This window comes from Shouchella rhizosphaerae, from assembly GCF_900142675.1.
Lineage (GTDB): Bacteria > Bacillota > Bacilli > Bacillales > Bacillaceae_D > Shouchella > Shouchella rhizosphaerae.
On the sequence record NZ_FRBS01000003.1, the window covers coordinates 188,035 to 206,107 of the forward strand.

At 44.8% G+C, this 18,073-nt stretch carries 19 protein-coding genes and 1 other annotated feature; of the genes, 2 read left to right on the plus strand and 17 right to left on the minus strand.

Features of this window, described 5'->3' with window-relative positions; genetic code table 11:
- Nucleotides 1-30 precede the first annotated feature (30 nt).
- Nucleotides 31-219, plus strand: coding sequence for a hypothetical protein (locus BUC05_RS09980; RefSeq protein WP_035201869.1), 189 nt, complete (start codon nucleotides 31-33; stop codon nucleotides 217-219).
- 20 nt (nucleotides 220-239) lie between these two features.
- On the opposite strand, the gene BUC05_RS09985 is transcribed toward BUC05_RS09980, so the two are convergent.
- Both BUC05_RS09985 and BUC05_RS09990 read right to left on the minus strand, forming a co-directional pair.
- A complete protein-coding gene (locus BUC05_RS09985; protein ID WP_035201871.1) occupies nucleotides 240-527 on the minus strand; it encodes a hypothetical protein in 288 nt (95 codons plus the stop codon).
- A 16-nt stretch (nucleotides 528-543) separates the two neighbouring features.
- Entirely contained in the window at nucleotides 544-1,593 is a 1,050-nt protein-coding gene (locus tag BUC05_RS09990) for a M42 family metallopeptidase (protein WP_035201932.1), read from the minus strand.
- Nucleotides 1,594-1,775: 182 nt separating this feature from the next.
- Between BUC05_RS09990 and BUC05_RS09995 the strand changes: the two genes are divergently transcribed.
- Nucleotides 1,776-2,177, plus strand: coding sequence for a hypothetical protein (locus tag BUC05_RS09995; protein ID WP_011247527.1), 402 nt, complete (start codon nucleotides 1,776-1,778; stop codon nucleotides 2,175-2,177).
- 153 nt (nucleotides 2,178-2,330) lie between these two features.
- On the opposite strand, the gene BUC05_RS10000 is transcribed toward BUC05_RS09995, so the two are convergent.
- From BUC05_RS10000 to mqnC, 15 genes are all read right to left on the minus strand, one after another.
- Nucleotides 2,331-3,857, minus strand: a complete 1,527-nt coding sequence (locus tag BUC05_RS10000) for a solute symporter family protein (RefSeq protein ID WP_011247528.1) — start codon at nucleotides 3,855-3,857, stop codon at nucleotides 2,331-2,333.
- Nucleotides 3,854-4,189 (minus strand): DUF485 domain-containing protein, encoded by a 336-nt coding sequence (locus BUC05_RS10005; protein WP_011247529.1) that lies wholly within the window; start codon nucleotides 4,187-4,189, stop codon nucleotides 3,854-3,856. Before BUC05_RS10005 ends, BUC05_RS10000 begins: the two co-directional genes overlap by 4 nt.
- Before the next feature lie 182 nt (nucleotides 4,190-4,371).
- On the minus strand, nucleotides 4,372-4,731 hold the full coding sequence (rplT, locus tag BUC05_RS10010; protein WP_011247530.1) for a 50S ribosomal protein L20: 360 nt from the start codon (nucleotides 4,729-4,731) through the stop codon (nucleotides 4,372-4,374).
- 30 nt (nucleotides 4,732-4,761) lie between these two features.
- On the minus strand, nucleotides 4,762-4,965 hold the full coding sequence (gene rpmI / locus BUC05_RS10015) for a 50S ribosomal protein L35 (protein ID WP_011247531.1): 204 nt from the start codon (nucleotides 4,963-4,965) through the stop codon (nucleotides 4,762-4,764).
- 31 nt (nucleotides 4,966-4,996) lie between these two features.
- On the minus strand, nucleotides 4,997-5,500 hold the full coding sequence (gene infC, locus BUC05_RS10020; protein ID WP_011247532.1) for a translation initiation factor IF-3: 504 nt from the start codon (nucleotides 5,498-5,500) through the stop codon (nucleotides 4,997-4,999).
- A 66-nt stretch (nucleotides 5,501-5,566) separates the two neighbouring features.
- Nucleotides 5,567-5,686 (minus strand) — a sequence feature (ribosomal protein L20 leader region).
- A 72-nt stretch (nucleotides 5,687-5,758) separates the two neighbouring features.
- The gene (locus BUC05_RS10025) at nucleotides 5,759-6,952 is read right to left on the minus strand and encodes an ABC transporter permease (protein WP_011247533.1); all 1,194 of its coding nucleotides are present in this window, start codon (nucleotides 6,950-6,952) and stop codon (nucleotides 5,759-5,761) included.
- Between the two features lie 34 nt (nucleotides 6,953-6,986).
- Nucleotides 6,987-7,661 carry an ABC transporter ATP-binding protein gene (locus BUC05_RS10030; protein ID WP_011247534.1) on the minus strand — a complete coding sequence of 225 codons (675 nt, stop codon included), beginning with the start codon at nucleotides 7,659-7,661 and terminating at the stop codon, nucleotides 6,987-6,989.
- Complete coding sequence (locus tag BUC05_RS10035) at nucleotides 7,658-8,989, minus strand: efflux RND transporter periplasmic adaptor subunit (protein WP_011247535.1); 1,332 nt, start codon at nucleotides 8,987-8,989, stop codon at nucleotides 7,658-7,660. Before BUC05_RS10035 ends, BUC05_RS10030 begins: the two co-directional genes overlap by 4 nt.
- Nucleotides 8,990-8,991: 2 nt before the next feature.
- Nucleotides 8,992-9,747, minus strand: a complete 756-nt coding sequence (locus BUC05_RS10040; protein ID WP_011247536.1) for a YIP1 family protein — start codon at nucleotides 9,745-9,747, stop codon at nucleotides 8,992-8,994.
- 220 nt (nucleotides 9,748-9,967) lie between these two features.
- Nucleotides 9,968-11,437 carry a D-alanyl-D-alanine carboxypeptidase/D-alanyl-D-alanine endopeptidase gene (gene dacB / locus BUC05_RS10045; protein WP_011247537.1) on the minus strand — a complete coding sequence of 490 codons (1,470 nt, stop codon included), beginning with the start codon at nucleotides 11,435-11,437 and terminating at the stop codon, nucleotides 9,968-9,970.
- A gap of 110 nt (nucleotides 11,438-11,547) precedes the next feature.
- Nucleotides 11,548-12,474, minus strand: coding sequence for an aldo/keto reductase (locus BUC05_RS10050; protein WP_035201875.1), 927 nt, complete (start codon nucleotides 12,472-12,474; stop codon nucleotides 11,548-11,550).
- Nucleotides 12,475-12,476: 2 nt separating this feature from the next.
- Entirely contained in the window at nucleotides 12,477-13,475 is a 999-nt protein-coding gene (locus BUC05_RS10055; RefSeq protein WP_035201877.1) for a Gfo/Idh/MocA family protein, read from the minus strand.
- 149 nt (nucleotides 13,476-13,624) lie between these two features.
- Nucleotides 13,625-15,556, minus strand: coding sequence for a threonine--tRNA ligase (thrS, locus tag BUC05_RS10060; protein WP_011247540.1), 1,932 nt, complete (start codon nucleotides 15,554-15,556; stop codon nucleotides 13,625-13,627).
- A 307-nt stretch (nucleotides 15,557-15,863) separates the two neighbouring features.
- A complete protein-coding gene (ytxC, locus tag BUC05_RS10065) occupies nucleotides 15,864-16,712 on the minus strand; it encodes a putative sporulation protein YtxC (protein ID WP_011247541.1) in 849 nt (282 codons plus the stop codon).
- Nucleotides 16,713-16,852: 140 nt separating this feature from the next.
- On the minus strand, nucleotides 16,853-17,965 hold the full coding sequence (mqnC, locus tag BUC05_RS10070) for a cyclic dehypoxanthinyl futalosine synthase (RefSeq protein WP_035201881.1): 1,113 nt from the start codon (nucleotides 17,963-17,965) through the stop codon (nucleotides 16,853-16,855).
- Between the last annotated feature and the right edge of the window lie 108 nt (nucleotides 17,966-18,073).

The window sequence follows — 18,073 nt, forward strand, 5'->3', positions numbered from 1 at the left end:
ACTAGACTATTACAGTGGAAGGAGCGACCAATGGCAATGATTTTACGTTGGGGATTTTCTCTAATCGCACTCTGCTTAATTGTCTATGGACTCTTCTTTATGTTCGCTCACCCAATTGACCAATTTGGGTTAAGAGGATTTCGCCATTTTTTGTTTTTGCTTCATGTTAGCATTTTCTTATATGGAGTAGATATCGTCCGCAATGAGCTCACAAGATGATATTTTTGAATATTCTACATTCATCCGCTCATCCACACTACATTAAGCAAGATAGCGAGTATGAGCACACTTGCGCCAATTAAGAGCCACGGTGCAAGCTTCCACTTGCCAGTCTCCCCTTTTGCAAGAGACACCAAACTAACAATTGCGCTTGCCACTAGAACAACAACGGCAATGGTGCCGACCGCGCTCGTTGTGCTTGGCAAAAGTCGCAACGCATAGCCTGTAGTGAGCAAGAGTGCAAAGGCAATAAACAACACAAGCGAAATAATCGCGAGAAAGAATGACCATTTCCCGAACTTATTCATTCTGTTCCTCCCGTTTTTAAGCGAATGTGATGTTTTTAACCGTTTCCCCATCCAACCGTTTAACCAACTCAACGAGCAGTTTAACCGTGTTGTTGTAATCATCTCGATGAAGTAAACCTGCGTGCGTATGGATGTAGCGAGTTGCAATCGTAATCGACAAAGCCGGAACGCCATTGGCAGTTAAATGGATGGCGCCTGCATCGGTCCCTCCTCCTGGAATGGTGTCATATTGGAAAGGAATGTTGTTTTCCTCTGCTGTTTTCACAACAAAATCCCTTAGGTTTTTATGGCCAATCATCGAAGCGTCGTATAAAATAATTTGCGGGCCAGCTCCAAGCGTGCCTTCGCCCTTCGTATTCGGCGTATCTGCGCCAACACCAACATCAATGGCAAAGCCGATGTCTGGCTGTATCGCATGTGCGCTCGTTTTTGCCCCACGCAAACCGACTTCCTCTTGTATCGTTCCAACTCCGTAGACAACATTGGGGTGTTCGACGTCGTGTAATGATTTAAGGACGTCAATGGCGATGGCGCAGCCAATACGATTATCCCATGCTTTGGCCATCAACAACTTCTCATTTTTCATCACTGTAAATTCGCACACAGGCGCAATCGGGTTACCAGGCTTGACACCAAACTCTAGTGCTTCTTCTTTTGATGTGGCGCCAATATCGATAAACATGTCCTCAATCTCGACTGGTTTTTTCCGTGCTTCTGGGGACAGCACGTGGGGCGGTTGAGAACCGATAACACCAGGAATCGGCCCGTTGTCTGTGATGACTGTTACACGGCTGGCTAGCAAAACTTGGCCCCACCAGCCGCCGATGGTTTGGAAACGCACAAATCCTTTTTCATCAATGCTTTTCACCATAAACCCAATTTCATCTAAGTGGCCAGCGACCATAATTTTTGGCCCATCGGCATTGCCCGTTTTTTTTGCAATCAAACTGCCCAAATGGTCCGTTTCCACAGAATCGGCAAAAGGAGCAATATATGACTTCATGACGTCCCGTGCTTCTTTTTCAAAACCGGAAACCCCGTTTGCATCAGTTAGCGCTTTTAGCATTTGCAATTGTTGATCCAAATTGTTCCACTCCTTTTATGAATTCCTTCCTAGTATAGCGAAAACACCAGCAGCCAACAAATTTTTAAAAGCCAAATAGAAACTTTTATTAATAAAAGTGAAACCTTTTTTGTTGTAGAGCCGTATATATTGAAAACCATTATGCCAAAAAGGGGGTTTAGCCCGTGCTCGTCCTAATCTTCCGGCTACTGATAGTAGCTACCATTGTTGTCATTTCCTATAGTTTAATAAAATATACATTGCAGCCTGAACGAAAGCTAAAAAAAGCCCAGAACGCGCATCAGTTTTATTTTTTGGACGATAGCACGAATGTGCGCAAAAATTTCCAACTCACATTTAAAGGAATTATGTTTGAAGGAGAGAAGTATTTAGAGGCGACAAAGGAATCATTTGAAGTCGTTCGCGTTTATATAAAAGCAGATACAGATAGACTCCGCGGCTTAACTTTTTCTGACTTCCATTTTATTGAAGAAGAAGTCCTCTTACGTTATCCAGAGGCGACAATTGAATGGGCATCACCGATTAAAGAGTTTATGAAACAAGCAAAACAGCCTGAGGAGCGCTAGGATTAGCGCTCCTCCTGTACTGTCAACACATGTTCGCATACGTTGTGTTTTCGCAGCTCTTTGTTCCGACACAAACGTCAAGTTCTATTCGCTACTTCCCTTTCCTCGTCTAGCAAGTGAGATTGAGGATGGCGACTACCTCCATTCCTCGATCTATTCCGCTTTTCGGTAGCCAATGTTGGCCCGCACTTTCACTTCTGCGTATTTGGCATCGTCCCGTTTTTTAGACAACAACGTCCCTACTATGCCGCCGATAAAGCCAATCGGAACAGAAATAATGGCCGGGTTCGTTAATGTAATAAGCGGTTCCGCCGTAATAAATGCATCGCCTGTCGGCGATAGCACATTCGGGCTGATTGCAACGAGTATTAAAGCTGAGAACAAGCCTGACAACATTGCTGTTACGGCACCAGCCGTGTTGAACCTTTTCCAGTAGATAGTGTAAACAATAACAGGCAAGTTGGCGCTTGCAGCCACACAGAAAGCAAGGGCAACGAGAAAGGCGACATTCATATTTTGCGCAAACAGCGCCAACACAATCGATAGACCCGCAACTGTAACCGAAGCTATTCGCGCTGCCACAACTTGTTGCTTCTCCGTAATTTTTCCTTTTTTGATGATTTGCCCATAAATATCGTGGGCAAACGCCGAAGCGCCTGAAAGCACGAGCCCTGCTACAACTGCTAGAATCGTGGCAAAAGCGACAGCAGCGACAAAAGACATAAACAAATCGCCACCAAGACGTTCTGCTAATAATGGAGCCGCCATATTTCCAGCTGGATTGGCAGCCATAATATCGGTAGAACCAACAAATGCAGCAGCACCGAATCCAAGGAAAATCGTTAGAATATAAAAGATTCCGACAATCCAAGTTGCAGTAACAACGGAACTACGCGCTGTCTTTGCATCCTTTACGGTAAAAAAGCGCATCAGAATATGTGGCAAGCCTGCCGTCCCTAAAACGAGAGCGAGCATGAGCGAAATGGAGTCAAGGGGAGCTCTCCCTTGCATTCCAGGATGCAGGAACCCTTCTTCTTGAGAAGCGCCAACAGAGGCAAACATGTCTAATAGGTTAAAGTTAAACCGGACCAACACCATGATCGAAATCGCCGCAGTCGCGACCATTAGCAATGTAGCCTTAACAATTTGCACCCAACTTGTCGCTGTCATTCCGCCAAACAACACATAAATGGTCATCATAACGCCCACTAACAGCACAGCGTATGTATATGGAATTTGAAACAACAATTGAATGAGCGCTCCAGCCCCCACCAATTGGGCGATCATGTAGAAAATCACGATTGTAATCGTGCTCCCTGCAGCAACACCACGGACTTTCCTCGCATCAAAACGAGAATGGATCATGTCAGCAAGCGTATATTTCCCTAAGTTCCGAAGTGGTTCTGCCACCACAAACATCACAACCAAGTAGGCAACTAGATAGCCAATACTGTAAAAGAACCCGTCAAAGCCAAACAAAGCAATGGCACCGGCTATCCCTAGAAACGAGGCTGCAGACAAGTAATCACCTGCAATCGCAAGCCCGTTTTGCCAGCCAGTCAAACCGCCTCCAGCTGTGTAAAATTCACTTGCTGTCTTTGTCCGTTTCGCCGCATAGTAAGTGATGACAAGCGTCAGTATAACGATCGCTAGAAATAGTGAAATGACAGTAATGTTCATAAACCCGCCCCTTCTTTCCTGTCAGTGTCTTGCTCGCTTACTACCTTTTCAGCTAGCTTATCAAACCGCGCTGATTTTTTTACATACAAAATGCAAAACGTCCATGTCATAATAAATTGCGCAATTGCAAGCACCCATGCCCATGTGATTTCGCCAATAACCGGCGTTTCCAAAACAGTGGTATAAACGGCGAGTACTGGCAAGGAAAAGTAAAAGACCATAAAAAATAGAATACTAGGCACTAAAAACGCTTTTTTCTTTTTCATCAGCTCCGCAAAGGATGCGCTTTTCGTTATGCGCTCATACTCCGTTTCGCCTTTTTTTCGTGGCATACTGCTTCCCCTCCTACGTTTATCAGTATGTCATTATCATATGAAAACGCTACCATATTGTCAATTACAAACTTTCTGCAAATAGACTTTACTCATAAAACAACGTTGTTTTCAGTCGTATTCTTAAAATCGTGACGAACACACAAAAAAGCAGCCAATGTAATCGTTGGCTGCGTGTGTTTTTAGCTATTTAAGCTTTCTTTTGCTTTATCAGCAAGTTGAGCAAATGCTTTTTCATCGTTAACTGCTAGATCAGCAAGCATTTTGCGGTTAACGTTAATTTCAGCTAGCTTCAGGCCATGCATTAAACGGCTATAAGACAGGCCATTTAAGCGTGCAGCTGCATTGATACGCGTGATCCAAAGTTTGCGGAAATCACGTTTCTTCTGACGGCGATCACGGTATGCATATTGCAAAGATTTCATGACCTGGCCTTGTGCTGATTTAAAAAGCGTATGCTTCGAACCGTAGTAACCTTTTGCTAATTTTAATACTTTTTTACGACGACGACGAGCGACATAACCGCCTTTTACTCTTGGCATCGCAAATCCCTCCTTAATCTATCCGAACAGTTATTTTTTCTTGTATGTGAGCATTTGATGAATGCGTTTAAAATCTCCAGAATGCACAATTGCCGCTTTGCGGAGTTTGCGTTTTTGTTTCTGTGATTTATGGCGGAACATATGGCTTGTATAAGCATGTGAGCGCTTAAGCTTGCCAGTTCCTGTTTTCTTAAAACGCTTAGCAGCGCCTCGGTGTGTTTTCATTTTAGGCATAACGACGTCCTCCTTTAACTAATTCCTGCCCTTATTTCTCGGTTTTAGGTGCCATAACGAGAAACATGCTGCGGCCTTCCATTTTTGGGCGGGCCTCAATCGTTGCGATGTCCTCGCATTCTTTTGCGAGACGTTCAAGTACGTCACGTCCGATTTGTGAGTGCGTAATTGCACGACCACGGAAACGAATGGATGCTTTCACCTTATCGCCTTTTTCTAGGAATTTACGGGCATTGCGAAGCTTTGTATTAAAGTCATTGGCTTCAATCGTCGGACTTAAACGTACTTCTTTGATTGTAATAACTTTTTGATTTTTGCGCGCTTCTTTTTCTTTCTTTTGCTGTTCATAGCGATATTTCCCGTAATCCATAATCCGGCAAACAGGCGGTTTTGCATTTGGCGCCACACAGACAAGGTCAAGATTTACTCTTTGTGCCATTTCCAGTGCTTCATGCTTTGACTTGACGCCGATTTGGTCGCCGTTGGCGCCAACCAGACGTACTTCACGAGCCCGAATCCCTTCATTGACCAACATGTCCTTGCTAATAATGAGCCACCTCCAGTGGATTTTGTGATGCAGCTAAAGCAATTAACGCGTCTAAACGTGAAAAAAGTGTGGACGCACGGCACCCACACTTAATCAGCATTTTAACAAACTGACGGTTTCTAACCTGGCAACCAATGTCGTACAGGTGAGAAGCGGGCGCTTCTTCTTGCTCTATTAACTAACACAAGACGTATCTTACCATGGTGAATGGTTCCTGTCAATGCACGTTGCTGAATTTTGCCTGCATTATTCATATCGGAGTGATTCAACTGGATCTAACTTCGCCGCTTTATTGGCTGGCAATATGCCAAACAATATGCCGACCCCCAGGGAGAAAGCAGTCGCAATTAAGACAACCGTTCCAGACAAAACGACCTCCATATCAAATGCGTTGCCGATGAGCTGTACGAGCAGCGCCCCGAGCAAAATGCCTGCTGTCCCACCAAGCACGGTCAACACAATCGATTCAATTAAAAATTGAAACAGGATTTGTCCTCTAGTGGCCCCCATTGACTTACGGATACCAATTTCTCTCGTTCGTTCTGTCACTGAAACAAGCATAATATTCATGACACCAATTCCGCCGACAAGAAGCGAAATGCCAGCGATGCCACCAATAATGATCGTCATGACACGGGTAATCGTTGAATCTGTTTCCATAAATTCGCTCATATCATAGCTTTTGTAGGCATCAACTGTGCTGTGGTTTTCATTTAAAATCGCAGCTGCATCCACTACAGCCAATTCAACGTCTTCGACTGTTTCCGCCTTAATATGGATGGAGTCAAATCCATCACGGAAGAAAATTTGTTTCCACGTTTCATAGGGAAGCAACAATTGTTCCCTTTCATAGTTAATAATGCTGTCAGACGGCGCTAATACGCCGACAATTTCAATCGGATAAGCGCCAACTTTTACCGTTTGCCCGACAGCAGACTCGTAAGGAAACAGTTGTTCAGCCAGCACGGATGTAATGACGGCTTTCCTCGTTCCCGTTAAATAGTCGACTGGATGAAGCAAATTCCCTTCTAAAGCTTCATAATCGTAAAGATCCATATAGTGCATGTTGATTCCGTTAACTTCCGTTTCAACCTTTTCATCACCCGCCAAAATCGTCGTGTGTTCGGCACTAGAAGCGACGACCGATTGAACGGAAGGCAACGCTTGAATGTCTGTTACGTCTTGTTCCGAGTACTGCCAGAAGGCGTAAATGTTCGGATTTTCCTGTTCATCGAATTCCGATGGCTCGAAATAAATCTCACGAATGTTCTCTACGCCTACGATTTGTGCTTTTAATTTTTGTTCAGCACCTTGCCCAATTGCTACCACCATGATGACGGCAGCAACACCGATAATAATGCCAAGCGTTGTTAATAGCGCCCGCAATTTTTGGGCAGCAATCGAATGAAACGCCATTTTGATGTTTTCAATGATGTTCACAGGCCTCGTTCCTTTCCGGAAAACAAGCAGCTTATCAGGATGCTGTTGCCTCCTGGATTTTGCCATCCTTTACAAAAACAGTCCGGTCTGTTTTTTCCGCAATTTCCGTTTCGTGCGTAATAATCGAAATGGTTACCCCTTCTTCATTTAAACCACGGAGCAATTCCATAATCGACTCGCTCGTTTTCGAATCGAGAGCGCCAGTTGGCTCGTCCGCCAAAATAATCGACGGATTGTTGACTAGCGCCCTGGCGATGGCGACTCGTTGTTTTTGACCGCCTGAAAGGGAAGCAGGCTTGTATGTAGCACGGTCGCCGAGGCCCACTTTTTTCAATGCCTCATATGCCCGCTCTTTTCGCTCACTTTTTTTGATGCCGGCATATACCATCGGCAGTTCGACGTTTTTCCATGCCGAAAGCCGTGGCAATAAATGAAATTGCTGGAACACAAACCCGATTTTTTCGTTGCGGATCTTGGCAAGTTCTTTTTCGCTTAGTGTGCCGATCATCTGGCCATCAAGCAAATATTCGCCTGTTGTCGGTTTGTCAAGACAGCCAATGATATTCATTAGCGTCGATTTTCCAGAACCAGATGGGCCCATGATTGACATAAAACTTTCTTGTTCAATCGTTAAATCGATGGGAGCTAGCACTTGCGACCAAGCTTGCCCAACGCGGAACGATTTAGTCACCTGTTTGAGCACAATCATACCTCATCGTCCTCTTCAATAATCTCGCCGCCTTCAATCACTTCGCCTTCTTCTCCGTCAATTGGCGCTTCTAACGGTTCTTCCCCTTCTTCAAACTGTTCATCGACCCCGTCAAGCCCTTCTTCAAAGTCGCCATCTTCGTAAACGGCTGGCGTGACCGTCATGCCATCCTGCACTTCTCCCATGTAATCGAGAATGACCTCATCAGCTTCTGTCACGCCCTCTATAATCTCGATCGAATATTCAGTTGCAATTCCAATTTCAACGTCCCTACGTACAGCGATACCATCTTCATAAACATAAACAAATGAGGAAAACTCATCATATTGGATCGCTTCCATAGGCAAAGCAAGCCCTTCGTGTTCCATCGTTATAATTTCAGCATAAACTTGGTAACCTGGTCGGAGCTTGTCCGTATCGCCTTCGGTTATTTTAATTGTAACTGGGTATTGAGAGCTCGACGATTCTCCGTAAAATTCATCGCTTTCAGTTGGGAAATAAGAGACATCGACTACTTCCCCTTCCCAAAAACCATCTTCTACAGTATCAGATGTAATCATAACAGGATGGCCAGGCTCCACTTCGAGGGATTGCTGCTCGGAAATGTTGCCTGTAATCGTAAATTGGCTCGTGTCGGCCACTTCAAGCAACGCATTTGTCGCACTTTCACCGAGGCCTTCATTGCTTTCCTCTGCCGTGTCGTTTCTCTTAATGACCGTTCCTGCAATTTTGCTTTTCACGGTCAATTGTGCTTTTTGCTCTTTAATGCTTTCTAATTGGTTTTTTAGCCGCGTCAATTCAAACGCTTCTTCTTTTTTCTGTGCGGCAAGCTCAGCCAACTCAGCGTCAAGCTCAGCAACGGTCACGACCGGTTCAATTTCCGTTTTTTCACCTGTCTCCTCGTCCGTCTCATAGGTCGGTTTGACATCAGGCCCATTTTTACGCTTCTTCACATCCTCTTCTTGCTTTGAAAGTTCCGCAATCACCCCATTGGCTTTTTCAATTTGCAGTTCAACGTCCTGTTGCTCAAAATCAAGCTCAGATGTTTCATATTGGACGAGCGGCGTCCCTTCTTCGACTTCATCGCCGACATCGACTAATATTTCGAACCCGCTATGTTCAGCCAGTTCTGTCACTAACTGGCGATCGACTAACTCTAACTTCCCCGGAACCATTACCTTGGAGTCCATTACTTCATTCATCGGTGTAACCAAATCGACCGTGTATCCTGCCTCTCCGCCACCTGTTTCACGGGCTTTAGATAGTCCAAAATAAGTAAATGTGGCAATAGATACAACAACCACTCCACCAATGATTGCTTTTTTCATACTCAACGCAAAAGCCCCCCTAATAAATTGACAATTAACACCAATGCAAATATGCCCGCCCCAATCGCAATTGCTGGGAATTTTTTGAAGTTGGCTGTCTTAATGAGCCCCAGCGAAATAAAAGCAACAAACGCAAGCGTAGAGATTTCCAAGCTTTGTAACAGAGAATAGAATGGGTGTGTTTCATTGACAAACACAGATGGCGCCGTATAAATATAGCCGTACGTTCCGTTTGCCGCATTGACAATCATCAAATACAGAAAGCCAATGGCGCTTACGAGTGTGGCAAAAACAGTCATTGAATAAATTGCCTTATAGGGCGTCTGGTTGTTTTGCATTTTCGAAATCGCAAACAAGATAAGCGCAAGCAGAGGCGGTCCGGCAGCATAAGCAACCAGCATAATCATTCCAATTATAATTCCTGAAACGAGGCCATCTATGTTAAAGCTAGCAAACAGCGGCGCCTCTTCTTCATACATAGCATCCTCCATGTAGATTCCTTCTTCCATCATCATCCCATCCATGTCGCCGTCATAGGCAACCGCATCTAAGTCGATTAGCCCTCCTTGTCCAGTAAAAACGGGAAAAAGCAAGCCAAGTAAGACGAGGCATAGGATGATAAACATTGGAAAGCCGACGGACGGTTCCACTTTCATGCGCACAAACTGTTTACTTGGGTTAAAAAGAAAGGCGAAAATATTAGGCTTTTTTGAAAAAGCGAACTCTTCGGGCTGGTGTGCCTCCTTGAATTGTTCCATCTCTCGTTCTCCTTCGATAACTAGAAATTCGGTACATCTTCTATTTTTCTATTATACTGCTAAATACTAGAAAAACCAGGCACTTTATAAAAACTTTAGAATTTTTTGTTGGATAATCTCGTCGTTCTCAAGAACACGTTAGTCGAACGCAGTTGTTTGAAAACAAACCGCACGGTCAGAAGGCGCGCAGCTTTCTTTAGCCGCGCGCCCCTCGTATTCATTAGGATGATTCGCCAAGAATCGCCAACACGATCTCATCTTCAATGTGTCGAATCGTTTGGCTTTCGCCAATGAAATTATTCACCATAATCGTAAACAAATAGCTATCGCCGTCATTTGTCCTTGCATAGCCAGTTAAGCTTGATACCCCTGTAAGGGAGCCCGTTTTCGCTCTCACTTCCCCTTCTATCCCGCCTAAACGATTCCGCAACGTTCCGCCAACAAGCCGTTCTTTTTCTCCAGCCACTGGTAGACCATTGTAAAAATCAGTAAACCAATGCTGCTGCTGAGCGTGATAGAGCACGCTCGTTAAATCATTTGCTGCAACGAGCGTCTTATGGGACATGCCCGAGCCATCACGCAGTAATAAAGGACCGCTTGCCCCAAGCTGCTCGGTGCTTTCTGCGACAAGAGGCAATCCCGCATCCCAGCTCCCTTCTCCTTCTTTTACATAACCAATTTCTTTTACAAGCACTTCTCCATGTCCATTGTTGCTAAGCTTTAAAAACGGTACAAGCAGTTCATGCAAAGGCATCGACTCTCGTTCAGCTTGTTTCACTGCTTTTTTAGGCACGTACCCTATTGTCTCGTCCGCCTTTTTTATGTCAATCCCCGCATTGTTAAGAGCCTGCTTAAATACAGCAGTTGTATATTGAGCCGGCTCCCATACAGCTACCCAACTTCTTGTTGCGCTTGCCCCAATGGGCACATTGCCGGTGATGCGGATGTCCGCTTTGCCATGTTCTCTTTCTATTTTTAATGATTTCTGTTCTTCAGCTGCTACTGTCACTGCCTCATTTATAATCGGCACTGCTTTAACGTCAGGCTGCGTCGTGACAATTGGTTTTTGGCCTGCTTTTTTTCCCGGGGTCACTTCAACCAAGATGGTTCCTGCATCATAGTCGTCTGTCGGAGAAAGAGTCAATGCTGACACTTGCGCCCCTGTATAAAACGATTCATCTGACCAATTCAAATCTTGGGATAACCGTACGTCGTCATAGCGTGATTCATCGGCAATTATATCGCCATTTATTTTTTTGATGCCTTTGTTGCGCACCTCCTGTGCAAGCTCATTTAATTCTGCTTCCATGAGTGTAGGGTCGCCACCCCCTTTTATGTATACATTTCCATGGAGGACGCGTTTGCTTATTTTGCCGTCTGTAAACACGGTCGTTTTGAACGTATGGTCAGAGCCTAGCTCCGTTAAAGCAGCAACGGCAGTTAACACTTTCATCGAAGAGGCTGGATGGAGCAGCATGTTCCCATTGTGTTCAAACAACAGTTCATTGGTAGCGCCGTCCCGGACACTCACGGCAACAGATGCGCCAGCCAAACGTTCATGTTCCAATAGCGCAGCAATTTCATCTGCAAAATGTGGCGTTTTTTCTTTTGCCTGGAATGAGGTTGTAAGAGGAAATACAAGCAAGACTACCACAATCGCCAACAATGCTAAACGCCCATTCTTTTTCACTCGTTTCCCCTCCTATTAAGATGCTACGTTCAGTTTATTCCACTTTCTTTAAAATAAACCTAAAAAAGAAGCTGCCCTCTATAAAAAGAACAACTTCTACATGCCAATCATTATTTTTGTAAATCGAGCCAAGCAACTTCGTCAGCAGTTAATGCCAATGCTGCCCCTTTTGCACAAGACTGCATTTCTTGCTGATTTTGCGGTCCAATGATCGCAGCAGTAGGAAAAGGTTGGTTTAAGACATAGGCTAAAGCGACCTCAATTGTCGTTGCCCCTTTTTGTTTTCCTAACGCTTCTGCCCGGTCATAGCGCTGCCAATTGTCGTCATTGTAAAACACACGAACCAAATCTTCATTGCTTCGGTCATCCCGAGAAAAGCGGCCAGTAAAAAATCCACGTGCTTGGGAAGACCACGAGAACACAGGCAGCTTCGTTTCCACGTGCCATTCAATCGCTGTTTGGTCAAGGCTAATGCAGCCAGGCCAGTAAGGCTGTTGGGCTTTGGCAAGACTTAAATTGGGGCTGGAGAAAGAAAAACCAACAAGCCCATGTTTTTCGGCATATTCGTTCGCTTCGGCCAGCCTTGTTAACGACCAATTTGAACCACCAAACGCGCCTATCCGCCCTGCTTCTTTATGTTCATTAAGCCATTCTAAAATGGCGCCGACTGGCACTGTTGGATCATCGCGGTGAAGGGCATACAATTCAACTGCATCTGTTTGCAAACGGTCTAAGCTAATTTTTAATTGTTCGGCAATGTCGTGTTTATTAATCGTATGGCCCTTTTCATTCGGGTGGCCCCCTTTGGTTAACACATTCATTCGCGACCGGTTGCCAGCGTCAAGCCAGTTCCCAATAGCAACCTCACTTTTGCCGCCATTGTAAATAAATGCTGTATCAATTGTATTGCCACCGATCGAAACATACTGCTCAAGAATGTTGTTAACGGCCTCTTGATGATCTGGAGAAAAATAGTCACTGCCCATTATGAGGGCGGATACTGGCTTTGTTATGCCTTCGAAAGGGATTGCTTTCATTGTCACCGCTCCACTTCTATTCGTTTTCGTTCAAGTTGTGACTTCAAGCATGCGTCTAGCACTTTCATGTTTAACACAGCATCTTCTGCTGAAAAAGGCAACGGCTTTTCGTTGCGGACCGTTGCGGCAAACGCATCTGCCTGCAACGCATAGTGATCCACTGCATTGCCGCAAAAATGAGTGTGGCCATCGTTCGTATACAAATCATATCCATTTGCTTCATTAGTAAAAGCGGTTGGGATAGTAATCCGTCCTTTTGTACCAATAATTTCGGCTTCATCACGAAATGCGGCCCACATTCCACAATCAAATGTCAGGTAGCGGCCATTCGAAAATTCAACTAACCCTGCTGCTACCATATCGACTTGGTCATGGGAATCAGGCATAAAACTATGCATCGTCACTGCTTCGGGTTCCTCGCCAAAGACCAACCGCGCTAATGAAAGTGGATAGACACCGACGTCATAAAGGCCGCCGCCGCCATATGCTCGTTTCATACGGAAATTATCGAAAGCGCTTGCATTATTGAACGTAAATACAGCACGAATCCCGCGAATTTCGCCAATGTCGCCATTATCGATATGGGCTAATATGTCTTTGTACCGTGCTTGGTAACGGTACATAAAAGCTTCAGCGAGGACTACACGATGCTGCTCGCATGCCCCTTTCATTTCCTCGGCTTCCTCTGCATGTAAAGCAATCGGCTTTTCGCACAGGACATGCTTTCCGGCTTCGGCAGTTTTTATAACCCACTCCTTATGCAAGTGGTTTGGCAACGGAATGTAAACGGCTTCAATTTCCTCATCTGCCAATAGCTCCTCATAAGAACCATACGCTGTTTTAATGTCATGCTCAGCTGCAAATGCCTGGGCTTTTTCAAGTGAACGGCTCGCTATTGCTACCACTTCACCGCTTGCGGATGCAGCGATTCCAGGGATAATTGCTCGTTTTGCAATTGAAGCTGTCCCTAAAATGCCCCATTTCAAAGCTTCTGTATGCAAACTGCCATTCCTCCATTTCGTACAAATCTAAAAATTCTCCACTAGCTTAGCATAAATTCATAAGCATTTGCGCCTTTCAAAGCAATGTAACCAAATTGAAATAAACGTTCCAGCCACGGCTTGACCTAGCTGGAACGTTTATGCAGCCTTTATTTTCTCGCTTCTTTGCCAATCTCGTCGACAAAGACAGAGAGCGGTTGCGAAGAAGAGGCTTGCTCCCCATACTTACGGACATTTACCGCTTCAGCTGCCACTTCCTTGTCGCCAAGAACGAGCATATAAGGGATCTTTTGGATTTGCGCTTCACGGATTTTATAGCCAAGCTTTTCGTCACGGTCGTCGATCTCGACACGGACACCTGCTTGTTGCAGTTGTTCAATGACACGTTTGGCGTAATCCAGGTGGACTTCATTCGATACAGGAATCACTTGTACTTGGACAGGCGCAAGCCATGTTGGCAGCGCACCTTTGTATTCTTCTAACAAGAAAGCAACAAATCGCTCCATTGTTGAGACAACCCCGCGGTGAACGACAACCGGGCGGTGCAGCTTTCCGTCTTCGCCGACATAGGTTAAATCAAAGCGTTCAGGAAGGAGAAAATCAAGCTGAACAGTCGAAAGCGTCTCTTCTTTGCCAAGGGCCGTTTTTACTTGCACATCCAATTTAGGCCCGTAAAAAGCGGCTTCACCAATCGCTTCATAATATGGCAACCCTAATGTATCCATTGCTTCTTTTAACATCGCTTGCGCTTTGTTCCACATGTCATCGTCATCAAAATATTTTTCCTTGTCTTCTGGATCACGGTACGATAGTCGAAACTTATAGTCGTTTAAGCCAAAATCCTTGTACACTTCTTGAATAAGACGTACAACGCGAACGAATTCCTCTTTAATTTGATCAGGGCGGCAAAAAATGTGGGCATCGTTTAACGTCATTCCACGAACGCGCTGAAGTCCAGAAACAGCGCCTGACATTTCGTAACGGTGCATCATGCCCAGTTCAGCAATTCGCAGCGGCAATTGCCGGTAACTGCGCATGTCTTGCTTGTAAACCATCATATGATGGGGGCAGTTCATCGGCCGCAACACTAGCGTTTCATTGTCCATTTCCATCGGTGGGAACATGTCGTCTTGGTAATGGTCCCAGTGCCCAGACGTTTTATAGAGCTCAGAGGAACCAAGGATCGGCGTATAAACATGCTGGTAGCCAAGGCGCTCCTCTTTATCAACAATGTAACGCTCAATGATACGGCGAATCGTCGCTCCTTTTGGCAACCATAAAGGCAACCCTTGTCCTACTTTAGGTGAAAGCGCAAAGATACCAAGTTCCTTGCCAAGCTTGCGGTGATCTCGTTCTTTTGCTTCTTCGAGCAAGCGCAAATGTTCGTTTAGGTCGTCTTTGTTAAAGAATGCCGTTCCATAAATACGCTGCAACATTTTGTTTTTCGCGTCGCCGCGCCAGTAAGCTCCTGCAGTGGACAGTAACTTAAACTCTTTGATTTTATTCGTTGATGGCACATGGACGCCACGACACAAATCAAAAAATTCGCCTTGTTTGTAAATCGTGACTGTTTCTTCCTCTGGAATGGCTTCGATCAACTCTAGTTTATAAGGGTCATTTATTTCTTTAAAGCGGGCAATCGCTTCCTCACGGCTCACTTCTTCGCGTAGGATCTCTAAATTTTCGCCAATGATTTTTTTCATTTCTTTTTCGATCCGCGGCAAATCTTCTGCCGTAATCGATTCGTCGGCATCGATGTCATAGTAAAAGCCGTCCTCAATCACGGGCCCGACACCTAACTTAACACCTGGAAACAATCGCTTGACTGCTTGGGCAAGCACATGGGCTGTACTGTGCCTCATGATGTCTAATCCTTCGTCTGATCCTGCGACGACAATTTCAATGTTCCCATCTTCAGGAAGTGGCGTTTTCAAATCATACAATGTCCCGTTTAGTTTTCCAGCCAATGCTTTTTTCTTTAATCCTGGGCTAATAGAAGCAGCAATCGCTTCAGTCGTCGTTCCAATTGGAAATGATTTTACCGTTCCATCAGGAAACGTAAACATTCGTTTGTCCGTCATACTTCATCTTCCTTTCGCATTAAAATAAAAAACACTCGCCCCTTAATCGAAGGGACGAGTGTGGTTTCGTGGTTCCACCCTACTTACATGCTCTACATACAGATAACGGCTGCGGGCCGGCGCTGGATACTGTCATTCCCCAGGGCAGTTCAAAGGTGGTCACAATCGAGTCGCGTTTAGGGGTCCCAGCCTATGCCCCATTCTCTAAAAAACGCCTTACTTGAATGCGGTGTCCTTATCATCACTTTTCATACAGCCATTATACAAAAAACAAAGCTAAAAATGCAAGCTTGTTCGTTGTAATCGTTCAATGGCGTTCTTGCAAAGGGAAAATCGTCAGCCGTTCTTGGAAGATCGCTTGAATCGTTAAAATGACCCCATGGTCTGGTTCATCTGTAAATACATGGACATGCCCTGGAGCCATGCTAACGAGCGGGCTAATGACCATTTCAGAAAAATCAAGGCCTGTTTCAAATACAAGTTCTTGCTTTAAATAATAAGCCATTTCTTCAGCAGTCAACTCCCGGAAATGTTCATCATAAAACGTAAACATGTCCTTGTGAACGAGGTAAACCATTGGCAACCGTGCAGGTGTGATACGGATATAATGGCGCAAATTTTCAACCATTGCCTGGTAATCTTGTTCCATTAAATATTCGTCAATCGCAAGCTCGATACAATCAATTAACATTTCTCCATATTCTTTTAGCCGGAATGTCAGAAATGGTTCGTAATAAAATGTCGTATCCGGGTTGAGGTGTGAGGCGAAGGCGTCATATAGAAATGCACGTCTATCAAAATGCGGCTTAACAGATGGGATATCATTCCGATCCCCTTGAAGAATCGCTTGGGCAATGGCGACAATTTGCTGCTTTTCCTCTTCGTCGGTAAAGTAAAAAAGGTTTTCAGCAATGTCCATTAACCATTCATCTTCCTTTGTTTCTATGACATATTCCGCAAAGATCGAGGCCAAAAAAGGATGGAACGACTCATAAAAATCGACGTCTTTGTTTTCATAACGGACGGTGATCGTCGCTTCACTGTTTTTTTCCACTGCCCCGCCAAAACCATATGGCTTATAGGTTGCCATATAGCCCCTCAATTCATCAAACAGGCGCGAGCAGTTGCCGCGCTCTTCAAAATGAATGGCAATCACGCATGACTCCCCCTAACATATCAAAACCTTACCTAAAGCTCACTAGAAGCCAGACAGGCTTATTATCAATTTATGTTGGTGGCACAAAAACATGCTAATTGCATACAAAAAAGCTCCGGAGTCGCTCCGGAGCAATCGGGTCAATTTTGCATGATAAAGTCTTTCTCAACGTTTTCGTCATTGGAAAACGTTCTTAATATCTCATATTTTGTGTTACGTTGGGCTGGTATTTTTCCAGCTTCGCGAATCAATTTAAGCGTCAAATTTGAATTGACTTTGTGTGTCGTATTTGCAGCAGATACGACATTTTCTTCCATCATGGTGCTACCAAAATCGTTACAGCCAAAATGAAGCGATTTTTTGCCGACTTCAGGGCCCATTGTCACCCAGGAAGATTGGAAATTGGCGATATTATCGAGGAAAATCCTTGAAATCGCTACGTTTTTCAAATAATCTTCTGGCGTTAATTTTTTCAGCCTTCTTAACCCTGTATTTTCCGGTTGTAGCAGCCAGGAAATGAAGGCCGTAAAACATTCTGTTTCGTCTTGGGCATCACGAACGCGTTGCAAATGCAAGGCTCGTTCTTCAAACGATTCACCGAAGCCAATGACCATTGTGGCCGTACCAAACATGCCAACTTTCTTCGCTGCCTTCATCGCATCAAGCCACTGATCGGCTGTCACTTTTAAACGGCTGACGCGCATCCGTGTCTCTTCCGTCAAAATTTCAGCGCCTCCGCCAGGCATACTGTCAAGCCCCGCTTTGTGGAGTTCCCGAAGCACGTCTTCAATCGACATGTCCATCACTTCAGCGATTTTCCAGATTTCCGCAGGGGAAAAGGAATGCATCCAAATATCTGGAAAACGTTCTTTAATGCCTTTTAGCAAGTTTGTATAGTAATCAAGCTTTAAGTTAGGGTTGGTTCCGCCCTGCATTAATATTTCTGTCCCGCCAACGTCTTGTGTTTCCTTGATTTTTTGAAAAATGACTTCATCATCAAGAACGTAGCCGTCTTTATGGTTAGGCGGTCGGTAAAAGGCACAAAACGAACAATATGTATCGCAAAAGTTCGTGTAGTTCACATTGCGACCGATCACAAATGTCGTTATTGGCTCAGGGTGCCATTTTTTCATAATCGTATCAGCTGCTTTGCCAAGTTTATCGAGATCGTCGCTCTCGTAAAGCTTAACGGCATCGGCCATCGAAATGCGCTCGCCGTTTACTGCCCGTTCTAATATGGCATCTATGCTCATTGTTGTACCCCCAAGCACAAGTAATCTAGTATTCTCTATACATCGTACCATAGTTATCCTTAAACATCCAATGACCAAGCATTGCTCTAAAACCTTACATACGTCGCT

Coding starts and splice junctions, on each gene's coding strand:
- rplT (WP_011247530.1), bottom strand. CDS start 4,731: ATGCCAAGAGTAAAAGGCGGTTATGTCGCTCGTCGTCGTCGTAAAAAA.
- BUC05_RS09980 (WP_035201869.1), top strand. CDS start 31: ATGGCAATGATTTTACGTTGGGGATTTTCTCTAATCGCACTCTGCTTA.
- BUC05_RS10050 (WP_035201875.1), bottom strand. CDS start 12,474: ATGAAAGCAATCCCTTTCGAAGGCATAACAAAGCCAGTATCCGCCCTC.
- BUC05_RS10005 (WP_011247529.1), bottom strand. CDS start 4,189: ATGCCACGAAAAAAAGGCGAAACGGAGTATGAGCGCATAACGAAAAGC.
- rpmI (WP_011247531.1), bottom strand. CDS start 4,965: ATGCCTAAAATGAAAACACACCGAGGCGCTGCTAAGCGTTTTAAGAAA.
- BUC05_RS10040 (WP_011247536.1), bottom strand. CDS start 9,747: ATGGAACAATTCAAGGAGGCACACCAGCCCGAAGAGTTCGCTTTTTCA.
- thrS (WP_011247540.1), bottom strand. CDS start 15,556: ATGACGGACAAACGAATGTTTACGTTTCCTGATGGAACGGTAAAATCA.
- BUC05_RS10000 (WP_011247528.1), bottom strand. CDS start 3,857: ATGAACATTACTGTCATTTCACTATTTCTAGCGATCGTTATACTGACG.
- infC (WP_011247532.1), bottom strand. CDS start 5,500: ATGTTGGTCAATGAAGGGATTCGGGCTCGTGAAGTACGTCTGGTTGGC.
- BUC05_RS09985 (WP_035201871.1), bottom strand. CDS start 527: ATGAATAAGTTCGGGAAATGGTCATTCTTTCTCGCGATTATTTCGCTT.
- BUC05_RS10035 (WP_011247535.1), bottom strand. CDS start 8,989: ATGAAAAAAGCAATCATTGGTGGAGTGGTTGTTGTATCTATTGCCACA.
- BUC05_RS09990 (WP_035201932.1), bottom strand. CDS start 1,593: ATGCTAAAAGCGCTAACTGATGCAAACGGGGTTTCCGGTTTTGAAAAA.
- mqnC (WP_035201881.1), bottom strand. CDS start 17,965: ATGAGCATAGATGCCATATTAGAACGGGCAGTAAACGGCGAGCGCATT.
- BUC05_RS10030 (WP_011247534.1), bottom strand. CDS start 7,661: ATGATTGTGCTCAAACAGGTGACTAAATCGTTCCGCGTTGGGCAAGCT.